The following is a 22,510-nucleotide window of genomic DNA, read 5'->3' on the forward strand; positions in this document are numbered from 1 at the left end:
ATGATTTCAAAAATCACGTTTACTATAGTTAGTATACCACATTATCGGCAATAAATCCATGTTTTTGCACTCATTTTCCTGTTGTTTTTGCCGACGTAGAAAACTCTAAAAAAATACCAACCATCGAATTTGACGGTTGGTACTTATATTTTAGTTTTGGTCATCTGGATAAGTATTCAGACAAAATCCTGTTATGAATCCACCCCTTACCCCAATTCATATTTACAAAAAATCAACCACCTACCTCACCCCAAAATAGCAGGTATTTTTCCCTTTTCCTTCTTTCCTCAATTCTCCTGATGCAACCAATTTTCGCAATGCACCTTCAATAGAACTGTCACTGAGTGTAGGGCATAGCTCCCGTATATCCTGCTTATTGAAACGTCCAATTTTATTATGACTTGCTCTCCGTACCATTTCAAGTGCAGGTAGTTTTATTTCAACCAACGCCATTCTGTCTTCAAAATCTTTATAGGCAGCAAGAATGGTACCAAGTAAATATTTGATAAATGGCACTACATCTTCTGTTCCATCATGCCAGCCCGGCTGAGCCGCAGCAAGAGCCTCATAGTACAGGTCTTTATTCTTGGCAATCTTTGCTTCCAATGAGACATACTTTCCAACATAGAATCCACTCCGATACAGCAGTAATGTAGTGAGCAGACGGCTCATTCTTCCATTTCCGTCATTGAAAGGATGAATACATAGAAAGTCATGTATAAAAACAGGGATAGCAATAAGTGGCTCCAATTCCATATTTCCTATGACACGATTGTATTCCTCACAGATTCTGTCGAGTGCCTCCTGTGTTTCAAATGGCGCAAGTGGTGTAAACAGCACTTCGACATGTCCATCCGGATAAGTAGCACTAACATAATTCTGTACATTCTTTGTTTGCCCTGCAAGCGGATTGTTCATATGACTATATAACATCTTGTGCAGTTGCAAAATATAATTTTTTGTAATAGGAATCGCATCAAAGCTATCATGAATAACATTCAGAACATCACGATACCCCGCAATTTCCTGCTCATCCCGGTTCTTAGGTGTTGTCTTTTCTTCAACAAGCTGACGCATTCTGGTACTCGTCGTAACAATGCCTTCAATAGCATTAGATGCCTCGGTACTTTGTATTTTTGCAATCTCTACAAGTTTATCAAGTTCCTCTGGACGCTGCTTCAAATACATCTCCTGTTTTCCAGCTTCTTTATAAATAGCAGCAATTAACCCTAAAATCTCTGAATCCCATTTCTGATATTTAATTGCAGAATAATTGAAGTTTCGCATTCCCTTACTTCTCCTTTCTTTTCCTTAAATAATAGTGTTAATTAAGGGAATAGTCAACAAATTAAGCGAATTATCTCATAGTATTCTATCCCAATTAAAGAAATATTATTTTTACCTATCTAATCCTTATTCCTCTCCATCTCTCTCTGAATCCAGGTCATGATCACATCCACAAGATACTCCTGCTGTATCTGGCTCAATTCCCTGCCCAGCTGTATCTTATGCCATTTTCGGATGCACTCCCTGCAGCAGGTTGCAGTTGCATGCTGTGCGATAAATACCGGATGCCCTTTCATCGGCGTCTGTTTTCCATCGTTTGGAATAACCGCCGGAGCTTCCCGCTTTGCAATAAAGTCCTGCGCATGCTGTCTTATAGTATCCAGTCCTTTTTCATTTATGTAATCAATATCTTTCTGCTTTAAATGAAAGCTGCTTCGGAACTTGGAATTACCAAGTCTCTCAAATAGCTGCTTATACCATTCCTCTTTTGTCATCAAAATTCTCCAAACTTCTTATGGCATCCTAACACTTCCTGTTAGAATGCCATCTATAAACATAAATACTATATTATTTTTCCCCATGCTCCTTCACGACCAGTCTGCCTCTTCCGCTTTCCTTCGCCTCGTATAATGCATTATCTGCTTCCTCATATAACCGGTTAAAGGTTGCTTCTGACTTAGCGATGACTGCGCCCATAGAGATGCCGGTACCTCCCTCTGCAGATTTTACTGTCAGATTTACTTTGTCAAATATCTGCTGGGCATGTTCTTTGATCGCCTTCTCCGGCACACTCTTATTGAAGAACATCATTACCGCAAATTCGTCCCCACCCATACGACTGGCAAAATCTTCATTTCGTAAAGACGCAAGCAATGTCTGGGCGACTAAAATCAGATATTTATCACCATTATGATGACCATAGGTATCATTATATTGCTTAAATTTATCAACATCTATCATGATCATCATTGCATTAAAATCACCTGATAACAGCTTCATCTCCATATCATTCCGAAAAGCCGCATGGTTCAAAAGACCCGTCAGGGAATCTGTGCGATATGTATTCTCCCAATTCCGCAATCTGACTTCCGCCTTATTCTGCTCTGCATCTGTCAGGATCTTCATGGAATAAGTACTCGATACATCTGAAATAATAATCTCTGCACGATCCTGTTTAACTGCCGAATCGTAAAAGACACGTCCATAACAAAAGACATAAATATCCTTTCCATCCTTTCGATGGAGTCTGTGTTCCTGCAATACATATGTACTCTTAGCCAGATTGGCATTTGTCCGGCACAAATATTCTGTCCGATCAGCTTCAGGGATCAGATCCATCTGATTCATGGAATTTTTTTCTACATCCTCACCGGAATAACCTGTCAGCTTCTCGAAATTATCATCCACAGACAAAATATTCCATGAACCATCCAGCAAATATCTGCTGCATTGCACTGTATGTACACAGAATGCTTCCTGAAGTGTACTGTTATCCTCCGGTTTTGCCACTTGTTTGTGTTGAGGTTTTTCCTTCTCCTGCCTGAACTTATGAACTCCCTTTACGGTATCAGAATAATTCTCTGATATCATTTGAATAAACTCGGAAACAATAAACGGATCAAATTGTGTTCCGGCGCATTTTTTTAATTCTTCAAGTGCATCGGATACAGGCATTCCATTTCTATATGGACGGTCACTTACCATCGCATCAAATGCATCAACAACAGCAATTACACGTGACAGTACCGGTATACTCTCCCTGCTCAGTCCGTCCGGATAGCCCTTTCCATCCCATCTTTCATGATGATGTCTGATTTCCTCTGCGATCTGCTTCAATTCTACATTACTGTTTGCAATATCGTAGCCCTTTTCAACATGTGAACGCATGATCTTCCATTCTTCATCGGTAAGTTTTCCCGGTTTGTTCAATATCTCCATCGGAACACCGATCTTTCCGATATCATGAAGCAGACAGAGAAGGGACAAGCGGCTTTGCTGTATATCGGATAACTCTATACGTTTACCAAGCTCTGCACCCATAATCTGTGTACGGCGAACGTGATGCTCCGTATCACTGTCACATTCCTCAAGTGCCCGTATCAGAGATGCCAGCATATCCGAATGAATGGATTTGCTGTCTACTAATTTCTTTGTACGCATAGCTTTAGTTGTATTTCGAATGCTTTCAACTATACTGTGTGTCTCATCTTCTACTACACTGACTGCGTACTGAATACTTCCGTCGAACTTCTCCTTAAGTTTTCCGGCACATACTGCCATCTCATCTTCACTGCTTCGGCTACACAATGCTATAAGATGTGCCTCGGTTCCTCTGACATAATATGCCCTTTCAGGAAAACAGGTTCTCATATTTTCCGACAACAACCGGATTTTCTGATCCCCTGCTTTTTTCCCAAGTGTGCTGTTGATAACAGACAAACTATTAATATCACATACAGCAATTCCTACCGGGAACGTAAAATGATCATTTTTTTCCAATGCAAGCTGTTTGAAATTTTCCCATTTCTGAAATCCTGTAAGCATATCCGTCTCAAGTGCGATATCTGTAAATACAAACATCTGACCAATCTTATGGCCCTTTTTATTTTCAAGCTTCTTTACATCGCATCGCAATGTCTTTTCTTCCGTTTCTGACTTAATATAGCATTGCAGGGAAAAGCTGTCGTCGTCTGATTCCGGATCAAACGACAATCCATATACATCCAGAAAACTCTGAAGATCTTTACAGCCGGTCAACCGTTCTTCTCCCAGGAAAAAATCAGCTCTTTCATTATGCAGAATCAGGCGCTCGTCATCATCAAACAAAACGATGCCCTGCCCTATATTTTCAAATATACTTGTCTTCAATTTATTCAACATCCCATGTGTGGAATAATCAAAGCAGCTCCAATAAATAATAAATGATACTACACTGTATCCTCCGATCGAATAGTCCAGTAAATTCACTACAGATTCGCCCGGTAAAAATAAAAAGATTGCATTTGTCCCTACAATAATAAGAATTCCTATGATAACACTTAAATACTGCCAACGATATTCATGTGGAATCTTGCAAATCTTCCGAATCAATAAACCTACCACCAATAACACCATTACATAAGAAAATATCAGATGGAGATCATACAAGGGCTTCATGTGATAGCTATACTTTGCAATCAGCGTATCCCGTGGTTTATATTCAATTGCAATTTCCATAAATGGATTAACTGCAAACACGATCAATTCATATATACAATATAAAAAGCAGAATGCTACCATCCATTTCCCATATCCGGAAAACTTTCCTTTTGTGAAATAAACCGTGAAAATTAAAAGAGAGACAAGCATAAAATCTATACTTATAAAATATATGCTCGACATAATCGCCATGCACATATAGGAATCACTTATGATACTGATCAGATAACTAATATCTACAATAGCCGCACCCATACAGGCAAACCCCAGAAATCTACCTGTTGTTTTATTCTTTTCAAAGGATTTTACCGCTAATAGTATATCTGTAGCAGCAATAATAATTGATATGACTATATATGCATTGATCATAACTGTCTCATTCATAGAAAGCCTCCCATATTCAGGCAAAATCTGAGTTTATTTTACTATTTTTGAGGCAGTATGGCAACACCTATGCGTATCACAAGCGCCGGCAGTTTAGTTGAAATGTAAAAATTCTTGTCGGCTATCACTTTTCGCCACCTGTCGCAAATGGCAAAAATTTTTCCAGTTTCCCATTTGTTTCTTTTAAGATTATCAGATCCTTATACTGCACCTCATTTGCACTATCTTCTATATTTAATGTATAAGAAATATAAGTCTTATCTGCTATCTGATAGGTAGATGCATACTCTGAAAGAGAGTGGTCTGCCGATACATCCGGCATCGTATCTGATGCCTTCTGCATTTCATCATATGTTGCTACTTCTTTAAATTCATCCTTATTTACATCATAAAGATATCTTTTACTGTTATCTGACATATAAAATTCGACAAATTTTCCATTTTCTACAGCTTTCACACAAACATATGGATATCCCTGAATCTGTGTCATATCAAGCGGACGAAAATCACAATATCCAACCAAGTTATTTTTTGAAAAATCATATACCCATATTCCTATGTAGTCATACATAATTATTTTCTTGTCATTACAATATAGGATCTGTGGCATCGTTGCCCCGAGCTGCATATATTCTTTTCCCACTTCAGATGCGATCACCTTATACGCATTTTCTTTTCGATTGCTTATCAATATAAAACATCCGGCAAAAATAAATATAACTATTACTGCCGCAACCGATAACCACTTAATCCAGCCATGTTTTTTCTTTCTATCTACTTCAGTTATATATCGGCCATCCAAATCCTGCAACAGCTCAAACATATCTTCTCTGTTCATAATTCGAACCCCCTTTCTGACAAATATATGCGTAATTCTGCCCGCATTCGATTTAATATCACCGATACATAATTCTCCGTCATATTATACCTGTCAGCAATATTTCTAATGCTATCCGCATACCAGTATCTGCATACAAATAATTGCCTCTTTCTTTGGGATACATTTGCCAGATACTCATTTATAGTTCTAATTAATTCTTTCCGTTCTACTTCATCCACAGGAGTATTTCTCTCTGAAATGATATCTTCTAATTCATCTAAGATCAATTTCGTTTGTCCTCCACCCCTTTTGGTCGCCGTGTTTTTCTTATATCTGTCAAATGAAAGATTTCTTACAATTTTCCCTAGATAAGTTGACAACCTAACCGGTTTTTGCGGTGGTATTGAATTCCATACCCGTAAATAAGTATCATTTACACATTCCTGTGCATCCTCATAATTTCCCAGAATATTATTTGATATTGCATAACAGTACGCCTCATATTTTTCCTTTGTTTTCAAAATCGCATTTTCATCTCTATCCAGATACATCTGAACAATCACCTTGTCATCCATTCAAATACCTCCTTCTATCTATATACACGACTTTTCAACAAAAATCTTACAATATTCTTTATCTCTCCCCCACCGAATTTTCCAGCACTCCATAAATGCAATCAAAGCAGCCGGTTCCGCTTCGTATTGCGATTAAACCGGCTGCTCCATCCATTCATCGATTACAACAAGGTCCCGGCAACAACATCAAAGTCTTACCGATCTCAAGCCCTTTTTCGTCAAATCTCATAACTGCCTTCTGTCTTTTTATTTAAAAAAAGAGAGATGTCTCGCTTTTTTCAAAAATACATCAACAAAAAAGATATTGTCAAGTTTTTTCCAAGCTCCTATTGTTTATAAATTATCGTTTATTCAGTACCAGAATCTTGTTTGAAAAATTCCTTACAGACGGAATCTTTCCAAGCACTTTATATATGGGAGCAAATTCTTTCATCCCCTCTACCAGACTGATATCTCTTTCGCTCCGGAAAGAAGGTGTAACACTCTGAAATGCTTTTCCACTTTTCACACCCCAGATGAATTTCGCCCGGCTTCCCTCTATGGACTTCTCTTTCATATGCTTCACAACAAATGGTGCCATTACCTCAACCAGAACCTTTGCCTGTGTAAATGTCTGATCAATGATCTCAAACATCTTCCGCACATCCTGCTCCGTTAAATACATCGTAAGACCTTCGATCACCACCAGAACCGGTTCTCCATGATACTCGATATCCACCGTATAAGATGGATCAGTTGCAGACTTTGCGATCTGGTAAACCGGACCATTCTCCTCAAGGAAACGGCTTCGGATATCCATGGTCTCCGGAAGATCGATATTGTACCAACGCTGATATTTTCCCTTCATCCGGTAGCAACGGCTATCCAGTCCGCAGGCAATATTTACAACAATGGCATCCGGGTGTTTGGTCAGATAATCATTTACCAGACGATCCAGCACGATCGTTCTCGCAATTACACCGCTGCTCATCAGCTTATCGGATTCTGCTTTTGAGAAATCATAATCTAACTGTGATACGATCTCGATCGCTTTCTTATCATAGATATGGTGATTCTCTTTTTCGGATTCTGCCGCTCTTGCAAATAAAGTCTGCAGCATCGTCTCCGGTACTCCCTGTACTCCTACCTTTGTTTTAGCCTGTTCTCCTGTTGTTCCTGTCTGCATTACTTTTCCTTCACTCATAGCTAATTCTCCTTTTCTGTGTTTGCATAACAAATGTTATTTTTTGTTATGTTGTAAAAAAAGAACCCCACAGCTATATGCTGTGAGGCTCTCTTAGATTCTGTATTAATTTGTCTGTTCCACCCATTGAGTAGATCCCGATCTTCTCAACCAAATACAAACTATCTTCCATACTATAATTTCCTTTAATAATCTCCAGACATCCATCCAAACGGATCTTTGCCAGTATCTTTACAAGCTTTTCATCCGGCTCGTAATCCATCCGGCTCTTATAAAATGTATATATGGACTGCTCCATCAGTTGTTCTACCTTGGAGCGATACATCTCATAACAGCTTCCCTGCGCCTTTTCCAGAATGATCACCGCTTCCTTCCGATGTTCCAGAATAAACTGCATCATCTGGACATCCAACTGTGTGCCAAGCTCCGGTTCTGCAAGCTCTAACTTCATATATCTGACAAGCAATTCTTCATATTGAACGACCAATGGTTCAAATATCTCCCGAAACAATGCTTCTTTATTCTTAAAATAAAAATACATTGCACCGGTCGTAACTCCTGCCCGACTGCAGATCGTTCGAAGACTTGCTTTGTTATAGCCATGCATGAAGAATTCGTCTAATGCTGTCTGTTTAATTTTCTCTATTGTGTTTTCCTGATCATTCATCATAACACATGTTATGTTAGATACTTCTAACCAAAATGTCAAGTATTATTTTCCGGTCACGCCCTTTACCTTATAATTTCTGACACCCGAAGCCTTCTTCTCTTTTATTTTTCTGTCACCCGACATATTTTCCTGCAAAATCTGTGTCCTCTATCCCACATGATCTTACATTAGCAACAGTAAAACAATATACATTTATTTTACTTACATAATCTTTCCATCTGTTGAAATTGTAACTACATTCCACGGAAGGAATTTTCCGCTGTTCTGAAGCGCATTCTTTACAGCCATCTCAATACCACCACAACACGGAACCTCCATTCTTACAACCGTAATGCTCCGGATATTATTATTCCGGATGATCTCTGTCAGCTTTGCAGAATAATCTATCATGTCAAGCTTCGGGCAGCCCACCAAAGTGATATGTCCCTTAATAAAATCCCGGTGGAAATTCGCATATGCATACGCTGTACAATCCGCCGCAACAAGCAGCTTTGCTCCATCAAACCAAGGGGCTGTCACCGGAACAAGCTTAATCTGTACCGGCCACTGGCGCAGCTCTGACTCCTGCTGTCCCATCATCGATGCTAACTGCTGTGCAAGCTCAGGTGATATTGCACCATTCTGCGCAGTCTTACTCCCAGCTTCAACAGCTCTTGTCTTTTTGTCATACTGGTCTCTGTTAAATGTTTTCATAGCCGTACCCGGACAACCACATGGCAGAGGTTCTCCTGATGGATTGCCTGCTTCATTTGCCATCTTCTCAGCTTTTGCCGCCAATACCGCCGCCTCATCATAGTCTGCTGCTTCACGCTCAACAAATGTAATAGCCCCGGTCGGGCAGGTTGGAAGACAGTCTCCCAGTCCGTCACAATAGTCATCCCGAAGCAGCTTTGCCTTACCATTCACCATCCCGATCGCGCCCTCATGGCATGCCGATGCACATGCCCCACAGCCGTTACACTTTTCTTCATTAATTTCTATAATCCTGCGAATCATCATTTTTCCTCCTGAATACCCGATACCTGATCATTCTATGATATTTGCTGTTATATTTGTCGCTTCATTGATGGACAATATACATCATAGCTTTCTTTCATCACTTAACTGTCAATCAGGTTCTTGATTTTATGTGCTTATTCTAATATACTTATTTCAAAATGTATGTTGGATTTCCAACAAAATAACATTTAAGGAAATGGAAATTTTATGAACAAATCTGATCTTACATCCTATATTGATACCCTGTCAGCCTGTCGCCTGTTTACCGGCATCGATGAACAGAATCTGCCGGCCATGCTTACATGTCTGGATGGAAACCATATTCATGTAAAAAAAGGGAATCCCATATTCGTAGAGGGCGATCCAGCTCGCTTTATCGGAATCATCCTTACCGGAACAGCGCAGGTGATCCGAGAAGATTATTATGGAAACCGAAGCGTTATGACAAATTTACAACCCAGTGATCTGTTTGCAGAAGCCTTCTCCTGCGCAGGTCTTTCTACTGTACCAGTCAGCGTCTTTGCCATGACTGACAGTGATATTCTGCTTCTGGACTGCCATCATCTTCTGACCTCATGTTCGAATTCCTGTGATTTTCACAATACCCTGATCCGGAATCTGCTGCATGAAATTGCCCGGAAAAACCTTGCGTTAAATCAAAAAATACGCTATATGTCAGAGAAAACAACCCGTGATAAATTAATGGCATACCTCTCCGATCAGGCAAAACAGAATCATTCGGATACCTTCACGATTCCTTTCAATCGTCAGGCACTCGCAGACTATCTCGGTGTAGAACGCTCCGCCATGTCCGCTGAAATCAGCAAACTAAAAAAAGACGGAATCATTGACACTCAAAAGTCAACCTTCCGCCTACTCTAAAAACATGCTTGCAAAGAGCATACCTTACTATATAAGTTTATGGCATAAAAATGGAAGATGAATTATTATTATGCAGCAAGCCTTTCCGAGCGCCGGTACTTAAGTTACGTCTTTCGTAACTTTACGTACCGCTGCGCCGAGGAATAGAGCGAAAGCGTCTTGCGAAATAATAAGTAATTTCATCTTCCATTTTTATTCACAGCCTAATTTTCAAGAATGCTCTTTGCAAGCTTCTGCTGCTCCTCTGTTGGAGGATCGATTCCCTCTAATTTATAAGGGATTCCAAGTCTCTCCCACTCCTGAATACCCAGCTTATGATATGGAAGTACCTCTACCTTATCCACTGTTTTAAGAGTATCTATAAATTCTTTTGTCTTCTTCAGATCATCCTCATCTGTCGTAATTCCCGGAACAAGTACATGTCTGATCCACATATGCTTGCCCTGATCGGACAGATACTGTGCAAGCTCCAGAATATTCTGATTTGAGAATCCTGTTAATTCACGATGCTTATCATCATGGATCTGTTTGATATCAAGTAGAAAAAGATCTGTAAGGCTCATCAGTTCATTGAACTTTGAGAAGAACGGTTCTTCTCTGGTAAATGGATTTCCGGCCGTATCGATCGTAGTATGGATACCCTGCGCCTTTGCCAGCTTGAAAAATTCGATCAGGAAATCCATCTGAAGTAATGCTTCACCACCGCTTACAGTGATACCACCCTGACCTTTCCAGTATGGCTTATAACGAAGTGCCTGCTTTAACAGATCTTCCGGGGTTCTGGCCTCGATCTTAACACCTTTATCTTTGAGCAGTTTTGTATTCTCTTCAATTTTTTTCTCAAGTGCTTCTCTTTCATCATCGCTGACATCGTCAGCATACAGTCTGCTGTAATCTGTTACAAGATTCCATGTCTCTGGGTTATGACAATATTTGCATCTCATCTTGCATCCCTGTAAAAATACAACAAATCGAATTCCCGGACCATCGACTGCTCCAAAGCTTTCTGTTGAATGAATATATCCTAAAATCTGTTTCTTTTCCGGCATGTTCCACCTCTAAGTTCTTTCTATTATTTTACACAAATACACATTAAACAACCACGACTATGCATCTGTTTCCACCACTCACAGCTTCATAGTCTCTTTCTATTTTCTCTCTGATACACAATTTTCATACATGATATAATGAACGCAAAATTATTTGCTCGCAAGGATGCTGATTTTGCGAAATGCATAGAATGTGCGAAGCACATGATATAATGAACGCAAAATTATTTGCTCGCAAGGATGCTGATTTTGCGAAATGCATAGAATGTGCGAAGCACATGATATACGGATAAAAATCCGTCTGCCTTATGCTGTAAAAAAGTCCCGGAGATAGACTCCCCGGGACTCCAATCTTTTACTTATCTGTTAAAACATTCAGACTGTGTAAGATTTACAGTGAGTCATGGAATGTTCTGTTGATAACGTCGAGCTGCTGCTCACGTGTAAGTGAGATAAACTTAACAGCATATCCTGATACACGGATTGTGAAGTTAGCGTACTCTGGCTTATCCGGATTCTCCATTGCATCAAGGAGCTTATCCTTACCGAATACGTTTACATTTAAGTGGTGAGCACCCTGATCGAAGTATCCGTCCATAGCGCTTACAAGCTTCTCAGCTCTTTCTTCCTCGTCATGTCCGAGTGCTGATGGGTTCATTGTCTGAGTATTTGAGATACCATCTAATGACCACTCATAAGGAATCTTAGCTACTGAGTTCAGTGAAGCAAGAAGTCCTGATGTCTCTGCACCGTAACTTGGGTTAGCACCTGGTGCGAATGGTGTCCAAGCACGTCTTCCATCCGGAAGGTTACCTGTGTACTTACCATATACTACGTTTGATGTAATTGTCAGGATAGATGTTGTAGGCTCTGAATTACGATATGTGTGTCTCTTCTTGATGTCTGTAAGGAACTCATGAAGAAGCCATACACCGATGTTATCAGCTCTGTCATCATCATTACCATATTTAGGGAATTCTCCCTCGATCTCAAAGTCTTCTGCAAGACCTGTTTCTGCGTTACGAATAACCTTAACCTTAGCATACTTGATAGCTGACAGTGAGTCGATTACGTGTGAGAATCCGGCAATACCTGTTGCAAATGTACGACGTACATCTGTATCGATAAGTGCCATCTCTGCTGACTCATAGTAATACTTATCATGCATGTACTGAATCAGGTTCAGGATATTTACATAAAGTCCTGCTAACCAATCAAGCATCTTCTTGTACTTAGCAAGAACTTCATCATAGTCAAGATACTCTGCAGTAATTGGAGCATACTCAGGACCAACCTGCATTGGCTTGCCTGTCTTCTTGTCTAAGAACTTCTCATCTTTACCACCGTTGATAGCGTAAAGGAGACACTTAGCAAGGTTTGCACGAGCTCCGAAGAACTGCATCTCTTTACCTGTCTGTGTAGCTGATACACAGCAGCAGATTGAATAGTCATCACCCCAGATAGGCTTCATAACATCATCATTCTCGTACTGGATTGAGCTTGTTCTTACTGAAATCTTAGCAGCATACTTCTTGAATGTATCCTGAAGAGCTGAAGAATAAAGAACTGTAAGGTTTGGTTCTGGAGCCGGTCCCATGTTCTCAAGAGTATGAAGGAATCTGTAGTCGTTCTTTGTAACCATTGAACGTCCGTCAACACCGATACCACCAACTTCAAGTGTAGCCCATACAGGGTCACCTGAGAACAGTTCGTTGTATGACTTAATTCTTGCGAACTTAACCATACGAAGTTTCATTGTGAAATGATCGATAAGCTCCTGAGCCTCAGCCTCTGTAAGCTTTCCGGCCTTAATATCTCTCTCAATATAAATATCAAGGAATGTTGATACACGTCCTACTGACATAGCAGCACCATTCTGAGTCTTGATAGCTGAAAGGTATCCGAAGTATAACCACTGAACAGCTTCCTTAGCGTTTGAAGCAGGCTTAGAAATATCATAACCATATGACTGAGCCATAACCTTCATCTCCTGCAGACGTCTGATCTGCTCTGCAAGCTCTTCTCTCTGACGGATAACATCATCAAACATATTACCATCGCCACAGTTTGCCTTATCTTCCTCTTTCCAAGCGATCAGCTGATCGATACCGTAAAGAGCAACTCTTCTGTAGTCACCTACGATACGTCCACGTCCATAAGTATCAGGAAGACCTGTTACGATATGTGTATGACGTGCAGCTTTCATCTCTGGTGTATAGGCATCAAATACTGCCTGGTTATGTGTCTTGTGATACTCTGTAAAGATCTTATGGAAGTTCTCGTTTGGCTTGTAACCATACATCTCAAGAGCTTCCTCAGCCATCTTAATACCACCATAAGGCATGAATGCTCTCTTAAGTGGTTCATCTGTCTGAAGACCAACAACCTGCTCAAGGTCCTTTGTCTCAGGATCAATATATCCAGGGCCGTATGCTGTGATGCTTGATACAACATCAGCATCCTCCTTTAATACACCGCCATTATCTCTTTCTGCTTTCTGAAGAGCCTGAAGCTTGTCCCAGAGCTTGTTAGTAGCATCTGTTGGTCCGGCAAGGAAGCTCTCGTCTCCGTCGTACATTGTGTAGTTGTTCTGGATGAAGTCTCTGACATTACATTCTTCTTTCCAGAGTCTACCTGTGAATGAATCCCATTCCTGGTTCTGTAACATAATAATTTTTTCTCCTTTCAATTTTATATTATGTGAATATATAATACACTCTAATGGTATTATACAGAATCTTTTTTTATAATTCAACAATCCTTATCATTTTTATTGTATTTCTTTTCGTACATTCGCATAATTTTTACAAATTTTTTAATCTCTGAAAAAAAGCTTGACACAGAGTGAACTCCAAGGACTATCATTTAATTATCAAAGACAAGAAGGATCGTCAAATGAATAAATTATCAGACACATTTGAACTGAAAAATAGAGTATCAATTCCATGCATCAGATATGGAAATGAAATCAGCGTTGGCAAAGGGATTTCCGAAAGTGGAATTGCGATACATGGAACGCCATGACAGATTTGTATAAATCCGGCAAAATCAGTAACACCATATCGAATCGTTGAAAATGCCAACGTGTGCTTATCATATTGAATACCGGTTGTTTTCCTGCCGGCACATCCAGTGCCAACCGCAGCTTGGTCGCCGGCTTTATATCTATCGTTCCTGCCATTTTATCCCTTACTTTCTTCTTTATATATCGTTCATTCTGAACAGACGAATCTATACTTTATCTCCCATCCTGATTTTTGTCGATTTTTAAGTATATGTAATGAATACTTTAACATATTGTAAACAGAAAATCCAGTATTTTATATCAGGAATGCGTTAATTACGGCAAATAACCGCATACGTGAAAAAAGCTGCCGGAATCCATCATATATCTCCCTTTTCACCTGCATTATATCAGGCAAAACCGGTTAATAAATGACCAATTCCGACAGCTTTTTGTCTCAGCTATTGTTTCTTATAATATCCCATATAATAGTATACTGCTTATGATTCTCTGCTGTTCTTCTCTGCATCTGCAGATATCTTATCGCTATCCGATTCTTTTTTAATAAATGTCTCATTAATGAAAAAGAATCCTCCGAGACCGATTGCAACAACGCCAAAAACAATAGCAAATATATCCATACCCATTTTATTATTCTCCTTTTCTTCTTACATATTCGGTTTTCAAATGTAAGAAGTCAGGAGTTTCTTTCCGTCCTTTTTATGTATATACTCAAGCCTTCGATACCATTGAGATGCATGCACCAGTGTGCCAATCTTCACCCACCATTTTCTGGTATCACAAACGAGCCCGGATAAGGTAAACAGAAACGGTAAAACCAGGATCCACAGATCAACTGTTTTCTCCGATTGAAACGATTTCAAGCTCTGCGTTTCAAACACTGTACGAAGAACGCTTCCTGTCGGAAGTATCCCTACTTCATTAATTGATGTCGTCCGGACTTCACGAAGCACAGATTTATTCTGTTCAAGCCCCCGCTCCATTCTGGAACTTTCTATATCACCTATGCCAAAAACGGTGGCAGCTAATATCAATATGATACAATATATCACACATATTTGTTTCTTCTGTTGTTGAAGCATAGTTGCCACCTCACTTTCTGTAGATTTCTTTCTGCATATCCTATACTTACTGCATGCCACATAATCAGCACACTTGAGAACGAATAATTCTGCGTTCATTATCTCATAAATATAACAAAATGAATATTCTTTATTTTATTTTTATCTATTTCTTAATTTCTTCGCGGAGCTGTGTTCCAAGTTTCTGAATATCTTCTTCCAGGTCACCCTCCAGCTCATGCACATCTTTTTCAAGACGATCCTTAAACATCAGAAGGAAACTGATAAGAAGCAATCCGCTGGATACCCAGATAGCATGGAAGCCCAGATGTACCGACAGAATGCCTCCGATTCCGGCTCCGGCCGCAAAGAACAGGATCACACCGAAATAATACAGTGACATTTCTAACTGCTCCGGCTTCTTTTCTCTTAAATATACAGATAAGGCCGCTGTACCACTTCTGAGATTTCCGATACACATCGTACTCGCATAAGAATGTCCGTTGACTTTCCGGAATGTCTGAACCTGCATTGCACAGGAAAAAGATACCAATACCGTTGCCAGCATGTTCCATCCTTCTGTTAAAAATCCAACAAAAAACAAAATTAAAATCTCCATCAATAAAATGGATTGTCTCCAATGAAGCTTCTTTGCGTATTTGAACCGTCCCTGTACCTGTTCTGCAAAGAACACCCCAAATGCAAATGCAAACAATGGATACAGATAACGAAGTCCTGCCTGCCATTCACCCATCATAAAATGCTGACTCATCAGCACTACATTTCCTGTCTGCGCATTTGAAAACACTTCATCTCTTGTAAAATATGTATAAGCATCCTGAAATCCACCGGATAACGCCAGAAACACACTGGTAATAAATGCTTCCGACATCTGCCGTTCTGCCTGTCTGTTCTGCCTAACTTTCATCTCAATCAACTCTCCGTTCTTCTTCAAATAATATCAGACACAATATAGTTAGCAAGAACGATATGCCCTGCTACAAAGAAAAACCGGATGTGAAACCCACACCCGGTTCTTCTTTGTCCGAAGTATATCCTGACGTTATAGTGTCTCAGGTGTATCTCACGAACATATATTGTATTCTGATCATTCAGATATTATTTCTGAGGACCTGCTGCAACTAATGCCTTACCGGCTTCGTTGCTCTCGTACTTAGCAAAGTTCTTGATGAATCTGTCAGCAAGATCTAATGCCTTTGTCTCCCATGCAGAAGCATCTGCATATGTGTCACGAGGATCAAGGATTGCCGGATCAACACCCGGAAGCTCTGTAGGTACTTCAAAGTTGAAGTAAGGGATCTTCTTTGTAGGAGCTGAAAGGATAGCACCGCTAAGGATAGCATCGATGATACCTCTTGTATCCTTGATTGAGATACGCTTGCCTGTTCCGTTCCATCCTGTATTTACAAGATAAGCCTTAGCTCCGCTCTTCTCCATCTTCTTAACAAGCTCTTCAGCATACTTTGTAGGATGTAACTCAAGGAATGCCTGTCCGAAACATGCTGAGAATGTAGGTGTCGGCTCTGTGATTCCACGCTCTGTACCGGCAAGCTTAGCTGTGAAGCCTGACAGGAAGTAGTACTGTGTCTGCTCTGGTGTCAGAATAGATACCGGAGGAAGTACTCCGAATGCATCTGCTGAAAGGAAGATAACATTCTTTGCTGCAGGAGCTGATGAAATAGGGCGAACGATGTTCTTAATATGATCGATTGGATAAGATACACGAGTATTCTCTGTAACGCTCTTATCTGTGAAGTCGATCTTACCATTTGCATCTACTGTTACGTTCTCAAGAAGAGCATCTCTTCTGATCGCATTATAGATATCTGGCTCTGAATCCTTATCAAGGTCGATAACCTTTGCGTAGCAGCCACCTTCGAAGTTGAATACGCCGTTGTCATCCCAGCCGTGCTCATCATCACCGATCAGGAGACGCTTAGGATCTGTTGAAAGTGTTGTCTTACCTGTTCCTGAAAGACCGAAGAAGATAGCTGTGTTCTCACCGTTCATATCTGTGTTTGCTGAACAGTGCATAGCTGCCATTCCCTTAAGTGGAAGGTAGTAGTTCATCATTGAGAACATACCCTTCTTCATCTCTCCGCCGTACCATGTATTGATGATAACCTGCTCATGGCTTGTGATGTTGAATGCTACACATGTCTCTGAGTTAAGACCAAGTTCTTTATAGTTTTCTACTTTAGCCTTTGATGCGTTGTAAACAACGAAATCCGGCTCGAAGTTCTCAAGTTCTTCAGCAGTTGGCTTGATGAACATATTTGTTACGAAATGTGCCTGCCAAGCTACTTCTACGATAAAACGGATAGCCATACGAGTATCAGCGTTTGCTCCACAGAAAGCATCAACTACAAATAATTTCTTATTTGAAAGTTCCTTCTTTGCAATATCCTTAACGGATGCCCATGTCTCTTCTGTCATTGGATGATTATCGTTCTTGTAACCATCTGTTGTCCACCATACAGTGTCCTTTGAATTCTCATCAACAACAATATACTTATCTTTAGGTGAACGTCCTGTATAAATACCTGTCATTACATTAACAGCGCCAAGCTCTGTTTCCTGTCCTTTTTCATATCCTTCAAGAGTAGATTTAGTCTCTTCCTCGAAAAGTGTTTCATATGAAGGGTTGTAAACGATCTCTGTAGTTCCGGTAATGCCATACTTGCTTAAATCAATATTTTTCATTGTACACAAATCCTCTTTTCTTTCTAAGTATTATTCTATGGAGGTTAGTTTGTACTACCAACTTCCACAGTCAATTTGTATTATAGCCATCCCTAATCAAAAAGTAAAGAAAATCTTTACCGGATATGACTTTTTTACATTTTTTTTATAATCATCACGCCTGTATTTTATAATTTATATTTGTTTTAGAAACACAGACAGATTGCATAGACAAGTGCCGCCATGATCCATGCAACAACGCACTGTCCGAACACAACTACCAGTGCCCATTTGCTTCCAAGTTCCCGTTTTACGGAAGAAACGGCTGCTACACATGGAGTATACAGCAGACAGAATATCAACAATGACAGAGCGGATGCCGGTGTCAGGATCTTATGGATAACATCCATGCTTCCGGTCAGCACAGACAATGTTGATACTACACTCTCCTTGGCCATAAATCCGGATATCAGTGCCGTCGATATCCGCCAGTCTCCGAAACCAAGCGGTGCAAATACCGGTGCGATCAATCCTGCGACAACTGCAAGGATACTGTTCTGTGAATCTGCCGTCAGGTTAAAGTGCAGATCAAAGCTCTGTAAGAACCAGATCACGATCGTTGCCACAAAGATAACCGTAAATGCCCGCTGTAAGAAATCCTTTGCCTTTTCCCATAATAACTGCAATACATTTTTCAATGCCGGCATTCTGTAGTTCGGAAGCTCCATAACAAACGGAACTGCCTCACCCTTGAATAATGTCTTTCTGATAATAAGCGCCACAAGGATTCCTGTCAGTATTCCCACAACATACAACCCGACCATAACAAGCGCTTTATACTTTGGGAAAAACGCTGCCGCAAAGAATGCATAGATCGGAAGCTTTGCAGAACAGCTCATAAACGGGGTCAACAGGATCGTCATCTTACGATCACGCTCCGACGGAAGGGTACGGCTCGCCATAATGCCGGGAACCGTACAGCCGAAGCCAACCAGCATCGGCACAATACTTCTTCCGGATAACCCAATCTTTCTGAGTGGTTTGTCCATGACGAAAGCAACACGAGCCATATATCCACTGTCTTCCAATAACGAAAGAAATAAAAACAGCACCACTATGATCGGAAGAAAACTCAGCACACTTCCAACCCCCTTAAAGATACCATCGATTACAAGTGAATGAAGCACCGTGTTCACCGACCATGCAGTCAGAAGCTGATCCATCTGCGCTGTCAGATAATCAATCCCTTTCCCCAGCAGATTCTGAAGTACCGCTCCAATCACATTAAAGGTCAGAAAGAAGACCGCTCCCATGATCAATATAAAGGTCGGTATGGCGGTATACTTTCCCGTAAGAACCGCATCGATCCTCCGGCTTCTGATACGTTCCTTACTCTCTGCCGGTTTGACAACCGTTTGTCTGCAGATCCGCTGTATAAAATCGAACCGCATGTCTGCAATTGCTGCTGCACGATCAATTCCACGTTCTTCTTCCATCTGGCTTACAATGTGTTCTATCATCTCTGTCTCATTCTGTTCAAGATGCAGAGATTTTTCCATCTCTGCATCCCCTTCTGCCACCTTCGCCGCAGCAAAACGAACCGGGATTCCCGCATTCTCTGCATGGTCTTCGATCAGATGCATGATTCCATGCAAGCACCGGTGCACCGAACCACCATGATCTTCCGGATCACAGAAATCCTGTCTGCCCGGTCTCTCCTGATATCTGGCGACATGAACTGCATGTTCGATCAATTCATCTACACCCTGATTCTTGATCGCAGAGATTGGAATAACCGGAATTCCAAGCATACTTTCCAGCTGGTTAATACGGATTGATCCTCCGTTCTCACGAACTTCATCCATCATATTCAGTGCCAACACCATCGGTATATCAAGCTCCATCAGTTGCATCGTCAGATAGAGATTTCTCTCAATATTGGTCGCATCCACGATATTGATTATGCCCTTTGGTTTTTCATCGAATACAAACTGTCTGGTTACAATTTCTTCGCTGCTGTACGGTGAAAGAGAATATACACCCGGAAGGTCGGTTACTCTTGTGTCCGGATATCCTTTGATCATTCCCTCTTTCCGATCAACCGTTACTCCGGGGAAATTACCTACATGCTGATTCGAGCCTGTCAACTGGTTAAATAATGTCGTCTTGCCGCAGTTCTGGTTACCAACCAGAGCAAAGGTCAGGATCTCATCCTTCGGCAGCGGATGTTCATCTGCTTTCACATGATATTTTCCGCCTTCACCAAGTCCCGGATGTTCTACTAAAGCTTTATCCTTTTTGTTATCTTTCCTATGTTCGTCTTCATCTGATTTTTTATCTGATACCTCGATCTGCTCAGCATCCGCCAGTCGGAGCGTCAGTTCATAATCATGAATACGGATTTCAAGAGGATCGCCCATTGGTGCATATTTGATCAGTTTAACCTCAATACCGGGTATCACGCCCATGTCAAGGAAATGCTGTCTCAGTGCTCCATCACCGCCAACTGTACAGATAGTTGCGGACTGTCCCTCTTTCAAATCTTTGATTGTCATTTGTATCGCCTCTTAACTCTTTATAATAAATATTTATCAATTGCTTCTGCACATCCATCATGGTCGCAGTCATTGACAACAACCGCAGCAACTGCTTTTACATGTTCATTTGCATTTCCGACCGCAATCGCTAATCCTGCAGTTTCCAATATATTCAGATCGTTGTCTGCATCACCGACCGCGATCGTCTCTTCAGGTTCAACACCCAGGTACTCACACAGCCGGAGCAGCCCGGTTCCTTTGGTAACTCCTGTCGCCGAACATTCCAAAGCGGTCTTCTCTGCATCCGCAAGAACAAGATTCAGTCCGGCAAGTCTCTTTCTGGTTTTCTCCCTGCCTTCTGTTGTCGCATGATACAGATTCAGCTTCGGGACCTCAAATGGATGTTCCTTATAATATTCATAGATATCATCGACCTGTGTTGTAACCTTCTCATACATTGGCCGATAGACGCCCATCCCAAAGCGTTCCATCTGGGGTATGTCCTTTTTCTGCACTATGGATTCGATTGCAAGCAGATGCACCATAAGATCTTCTTTTTTACTTTCTGTCAGAATCTTTTCTGCCAGTTCAATAGAGATTGAATTCGAATACAGGATCTTTTCCTCTTTTACATCATACAGGATCGCGCCGCTAGAGCAGACAACATAACGCAGCCTCGGAATCCGCTTAAAATATTCCCGAAGCTCTGCCACACATCTTCCGGTCGAAAGGATCACTTCCTTTCCTGCATCAAATGCACGGTTCACAGCTTCCAGTGTCCGCTCTGATATCCGTTTTTCGGAATTTAATAAGGTTCCATCCATATCAAAAGCAATCAACTTGTATTTACTCATATCCATGTCCGCCTTTCTGTTTTTATATTCAGATCTGTTTCATTCCGATACTGTTATTCTCTTCCATTTATATTTGTTTTGTGTTTATTTTTTTCTTATTGCTTTAATCTCTTCCGTAATCTTTTTCCGGTTCTTTATCAATCCACGCCCCCAACGGAAAACAGTATAAAACGGCAACAGGATCTTATGATGATATACCACCGGTACATACTCTTTATAAAATCCCATATCCGGGAAAAGTCTCCGCCACATGTACCGCCATTTTGTTCCGGTTGTGATCGTGCCTCCATCTGCCTGAAGTTCTTTCAGTGACCGTTCCACCATGCCGGCGACCGTTCCGTATGTGCCGGAATACATCAGTTCGGTAAGAAGCTCCCGCTCCTGTTCTGTAAACCGGTTCTTCTGCCCCATATCCTCCGATGCAAATATCTTATGTGCAAGACTCCGCAGTGTCTGCTCAAATTCCGATGCTCCGAACACAGCTAACTCCTGCCCGATATATTCATAATCAAAATGATCGACATATGCTTCATTCAGAATATAGCAATCTGTAAGTGTCCGTATTCCGGTTCCTGAACCTTTATGATGCTTATACGCATGGGCAATCACATAAATATACAGATCATTTTCTTCAAAATGATAACCAAAGGAATTACTTCCATCTTTTATCAGTCTGTCCTTCACATCCTGATAATATTGATTCCATTCTGCTCCCGGCTTCTCTGAAAACAATACCCGGTGCATCTCGAAATTATAGACCGGTTCTTTCAGATAAGTATCATGTGCTCCAACGCCATATGATTCCGTCTGATATCCATGTTCTTCCATATAAAACCGGATCTTCCGGCTGTATGCCGGATCAAACAAAATATCATTATCTGACATTTCCCTCATTCCGGGCTTCTTATACAGATCCTTTATGATGCTCCCCTTTAATGGCATATACCAGATACCTTCGGCTTCCATATATCTAAATAACTGCTTCCTGGCAGCATCTAACAGCATATTCTTGCGTAACGCCTTATCCCTTTTCTCCCGCCATGCCGTAAGAAGCTGTGGATACGCTTCCGCAAATGTCTGGTCTACCTTTAACGCAGGTTCAATGGCATCATAAACCAGAGCACCTAACATATGATATTTGCTCCACTTCCGGACAGCCTGCAGATTCATCTGATGTAGCCGTTCCGTTGATACCGCTTTCATATGAAGTCCAAACGTCACTAACTCCAGAAAATCCCATTCATTTTTTCCAAGTGTCCTGATGTTATACTGAATCATATTAT

At 40.9% G+C, this 22,510-nt stretch carries 19 protein-coding genes; 2 read left to right on the top strand and 17 right to left on the bottom strand.

Annotated elements, in window-relative coordinates; all coding sequences use genetic code 11:
- Positions 1-240: 240 nt before the first annotated feature.
- The 8 genes from WKT03_RS08040 to WKT03_RS08075 form a co-directional block, all read right to left on the bottom strand.
- Positions 241-1,287 (bottom strand): Fic family protein, encoded by a 1,047-nt coding sequence (locus WKT03_RS08040; RefSeq protein ID WP_340391487.1) that lies wholly within the window; start codon positions 1,285-1,287, stop codon positions 241-243.
- Between the two features lie 119 nt (positions 1,288-1,406).
- Positions 1,407-1,781 (bottom strand): DUF4186 domain-containing protein, encoded by a 375-nt coding sequence (locus WKT03_RS08045; protein WP_008401895.1) that lies wholly within the window; start codon positions 1,779-1,781, stop codon positions 1,407-1,409.
- Positions 1,782-1,854: 73 nt separating this feature from the next.
- A complete protein-coding gene (locus WKT03_RS08050; RefSeq protein WP_340391489.1) occupies positions 1,855-4,869 on the bottom strand; it encodes a diguanylate cyclase domain-containing protein in 3,015 nt (1,004 codons plus the stop codon).
- Between the two features lie 124 nt (positions 4,870-4,993).
- Positions 4,994-5,707 carry a hypothetical protein gene (locus WKT03_RS08055; protein WP_021944122.1) on the bottom strand — a complete coding sequence of 238 codons (714 nt, stop codon included), beginning with the start codon at positions 5,705-5,707 and terminating at the stop codon, positions 4,994-4,996.
- On the bottom strand, positions 5,704-6,264 hold the full coding sequence (locus WKT03_RS08060; RefSeq protein ID WP_021944121.1) for an RNA polymerase sigma factor: 561 nt from the start codon (positions 6,262-6,264) through the stop codon (positions 5,704-5,706). The genes WKT03_RS08055 and WKT03_RS08060 overlap by 4 nt, the downstream gene beginning before the upstream one ends.
- A gap of 340 nt (positions 6,265-6,604) precedes the next feature.
- A complete protein-coding gene (locus WKT03_RS08065; RefSeq protein WP_340391491.1) occupies positions 6,605-7,447 on the bottom strand; it encodes a class I SAM-dependent methyltransferase in 843 nt (280 codons plus the stop codon).
- 73 nt (positions 7,448-7,520) lie between these two features.
- Positions 7,521-8,114: a TetR/AcrR family transcriptional regulator gene (locus WKT03_RS08070; RefSeq protein WP_279220244.1), complete on the bottom strand. Its 594-nt coding sequence runs from the start codon at positions 8,112-8,114 to the stop codon at positions 7,521-7,523.
- A gap of 204 nt (positions 8,115-8,318) precedes the next feature.
- Positions 8,319-9,113, bottom strand: coding sequence for an ATP-binding protein (locus WKT03_RS08075; protein ID WP_021944117.1), 795 nt, complete (start codon positions 9,111-9,113; stop codon positions 8,319-8,321).
- 210 nt (positions 9,114-9,323) lie between these two features.
- Here WKT03_RS08075 and WKT03_RS08080 point away from each other — a divergent pair, with 210 nt between their 5' ends.
- Positions 9,324-9,998, top strand: coding sequence for a Crp/Fnr family transcriptional regulator (locus WKT03_RS08080; protein ID WP_118662616.1), 675 nt, complete (start codon positions 9,324-9,326; stop codon positions 9,996-9,998).
- 203 nt (positions 9,999-10,201) lie between these two features.
- Here WKT03_RS08080 and WKT03_RS08085 read toward each other — a convergent pair whose 3' ends face one another.
- Both WKT03_RS08085 and pflB read right to left on the bottom strand, forming a co-directional pair.
- Positions 10,202-11,047 carry a radical SAM protein gene (locus tag WKT03_RS08085; RefSeq protein WP_117807307.1) on the bottom strand — a complete coding sequence of 282 codons (846 nt, stop codon included), beginning with the start codon at positions 11,045-11,047 and terminating at the stop codon, positions 10,202-10,204.
- A gap of 391 nt (positions 11,048-11,438) precedes the next feature.
- Positions 11,439-13,715 carry a formate C-acetyltransferase gene (pflB, locus tag WKT03_RS08090; protein ID WP_021944115.1) on the bottom strand — a complete coding sequence of 759 codons (2,277 nt, stop codon included), beginning with the start codon at positions 13,713-13,715 and terminating at the stop codon, positions 11,439-11,441.
- Between the two features lie 227 nt (positions 13,716-13,942).
- Here pflB and WKT03_RS08095 point away from each other — a divergent pair, with 227 nt between their 5' ends.
- Positions 13,943-14,071: a hypothetical protein gene (locus WKT03_RS08095; RefSeq protein ID WP_021944114.1), complete on the top strand. Its 129-nt coding sequence runs from the start codon at positions 13,943-13,945 to the stop codon at positions 14,069-14,071.
- A gap of 480 nt (positions 14,072-14,551) precedes the next feature.
- On the opposite strand, the gene WKT03_RS08100 is transcribed toward WKT03_RS08095, so the two are convergent.
- The 7 genes from WKT03_RS08100 to WKT03_RS08130 all read right to left on the bottom strand — a co-directional run bounded on the left by WKT03_RS08100 (position 14,552) and on the right by WKT03_RS08130 (position 22,505).
- A complete protein-coding gene (locus WKT03_RS08100) occupies positions 14,552-14,698 on the bottom strand; it encodes a hypothetical protein (protein ID WP_008401909.1) in 147 nt (48 codons plus the stop codon).
- Positions 14,699-14,734: 36 nt separating this feature from the next.
- Complete coding sequence (locus tag WKT03_RS08105) at positions 14,735-15,154, bottom strand: hypothetical protein (protein WP_340391499.1); 420 nt, start codon at positions 15,152-15,154, stop codon at positions 14,735-14,737.
- A 145-nt stretch (positions 15,155-15,299) separates the two neighbouring features.
- Positions 15,300-16,061, bottom strand: a complete 762-nt coding sequence (locus WKT03_RS08110) for a YoaK family protein (RefSeq protein WP_340391500.1) — start codon at positions 16,059-16,061, stop codon at positions 15,300-15,302.
- Between the two features lie 191 nt (positions 16,062-16,252).
- Positions 16,253-17,857 (bottom strand): phosphoenolpyruvate carboxykinase (ATP), encoded by a 1,605-nt coding sequence (gene pckA / locus WKT03_RS08115; protein ID WP_340391502.1) that lies wholly within the window; start codon positions 17,855-17,857, stop codon positions 16,253-16,255.
- Positions 17,858-18,042: 185 nt separating this feature from the next.
- Entirely contained in the window at positions 18,043-20,391 is a 2,349-nt protein-coding gene (gene feoB, locus WKT03_RS08120) for a ferrous iron transport protein B (protein WP_340391504.1), read from the bottom strand.
- 20 nt (positions 20,392-20,411) lie between these two features.
- A complete protein-coding gene (locus tag WKT03_RS08125; RefSeq protein ID WP_262529873.1) occupies positions 20,412-21,227 on the bottom strand; it encodes an HAD family hydrolase in 816 nt (271 codons plus the stop codon).
- Between the two features lie 84 nt (positions 21,228-21,311).
- Positions 21,312-22,505, bottom strand: a complete 1,194-nt coding sequence (locus WKT03_RS08130; RefSeq protein WP_118674357.1) for a nucleotidyltransferase family protein — start codon at positions 22,503-22,505, stop codon at positions 21,312-21,314.
- Between the last annotated feature and the right edge of the window lie 5 nt (positions 22,506-22,510).

It is taken from the genome of Coprococcus sp. HCN-4056 (genome assembly GCF_037892645.1).
Taxonomy (GTDB): Bacteria; Bacillota; Clostridia; order Lachnospirales; family Lachnospiraceae; genus Coprococcus; species Coprococcus ammoniilyticus.

Coding starts and splice junctions, on each gene's coding strand:
- WKT03_RS08110 (WP_340391500.1), bottom strand. CDS start 16,061: ATGAAAGTTAGGCAGAACAGACAGGCAGAACGGCAGATGTCGGAAGCA.
- WKT03_RS08065 (WP_340391491.1), bottom strand. CDS start 7,447: ATGAGTGAAGGAAAAGTAATGCAGACAGGAACAACAGGAGAACAGGCT.
- WKT03_RS08045 (WP_008401895.1), bottom strand. CDS start 1,781: ATGACAAAAGAGGAATGGTATAAGCAGCTATTTGAGAGACTTGGTAAT.
- WKT03_RS08085 (WP_117807307.1), bottom strand. CDS start 11,047: ATGCCGGAAAAGAAACAGATTTTAGGATATATTCATTCAACAGAAAGC.
- WKT03_RS08125 (WP_262529873.1), bottom strand. CDS start 21,227: ATGAGTAAATACAAGTTGATTGCTTTTGATATGGATGGAACCTTATTA.
- feoB (WP_340391504.1), bottom strand. CDS start 20,391: ATGACAATCAAAGATTTGAAAGAGGGACAGTCCGCAACTATCTGTACA.
- WKT03_RS08080 (WP_118662616.1), top strand. CDS start 9,324: ATGAACAAATCTGATCTTACATCCTATATTGATACCCTGTCAGCCTGT.
- pckA (WP_340391502.1), bottom strand. CDS start 17,857: ATGAAAAATATTGATTTAAGCAAGTATGGCATTACCGGAACTACAGAG.
- WKT03_RS08075 (WP_021944117.1), bottom strand. CDS start 9,113: ATGATTCGCAGGATTATAGAAATTAATGAAGAAAAGTGTAACGGCTGT.
- WKT03_RS08105 (WP_340391499.1), bottom strand. CDS start 15,154: ATGCTTCAACAACAGAAGAAACAAATATGTGTGATATATTGTATCATA.
- WKT03_RS08100 (WP_008401909.1), bottom strand. CDS start 14,698: ATGGGTATGGATATATTTGCTATTGTTTTTGGCGTTGTTGCAATCGGT.
- WKT03_RS08040 (WP_340391487.1), bottom strand. CDS start 1,287: ATGCGAAACTTCAATTATTCTGCAATTAAATATCAGAAATGGGATTCA.
- WKT03_RS08050 (WP_340391489.1), bottom strand. CDS start 4,869: ATGAATGAGACAGTTATGATCAATGCATATATAGTCATATCAATTATT.
- WKT03_RS08130 (WP_118674357.1), bottom strand. CDS start 22,505: ATGATTCAGTATAACATCAGGACACTTGGAAAAAATGAATGGGATTTT.
- WKT03_RS08095 (WP_021944114.1), top strand. CDS start 13,943: ATGAATAAATTATCAGACACATTTGAACTGAAAAATAGAGTATCAATT.
- WKT03_RS08055 (WP_021944122.1), bottom strand. CDS start 5,707: ATGAACAGAGAAGATATGTTTGAGCTGTTGCAGGATTTGGATGGCCGA.
- WKT03_RS08070 (WP_279220244.1), bottom strand. CDS start 8,114: ATGAATGATCAGGAAAACACAATAGAGAAAATTAAACAGACAGCATTA.
- pflB (WP_021944115.1), bottom strand. CDS start 13,715: ATGTTACAGAACCAGGAATGGGATTCATTCACAGGTAGACTCTGGAAA.
- WKT03_RS08060 (WP_021944121.1), bottom strand. CDS start 6,264: ATGGATGACAAGGTGATTGTTCAGATGTATCTGGATAGAGATGAAAAT.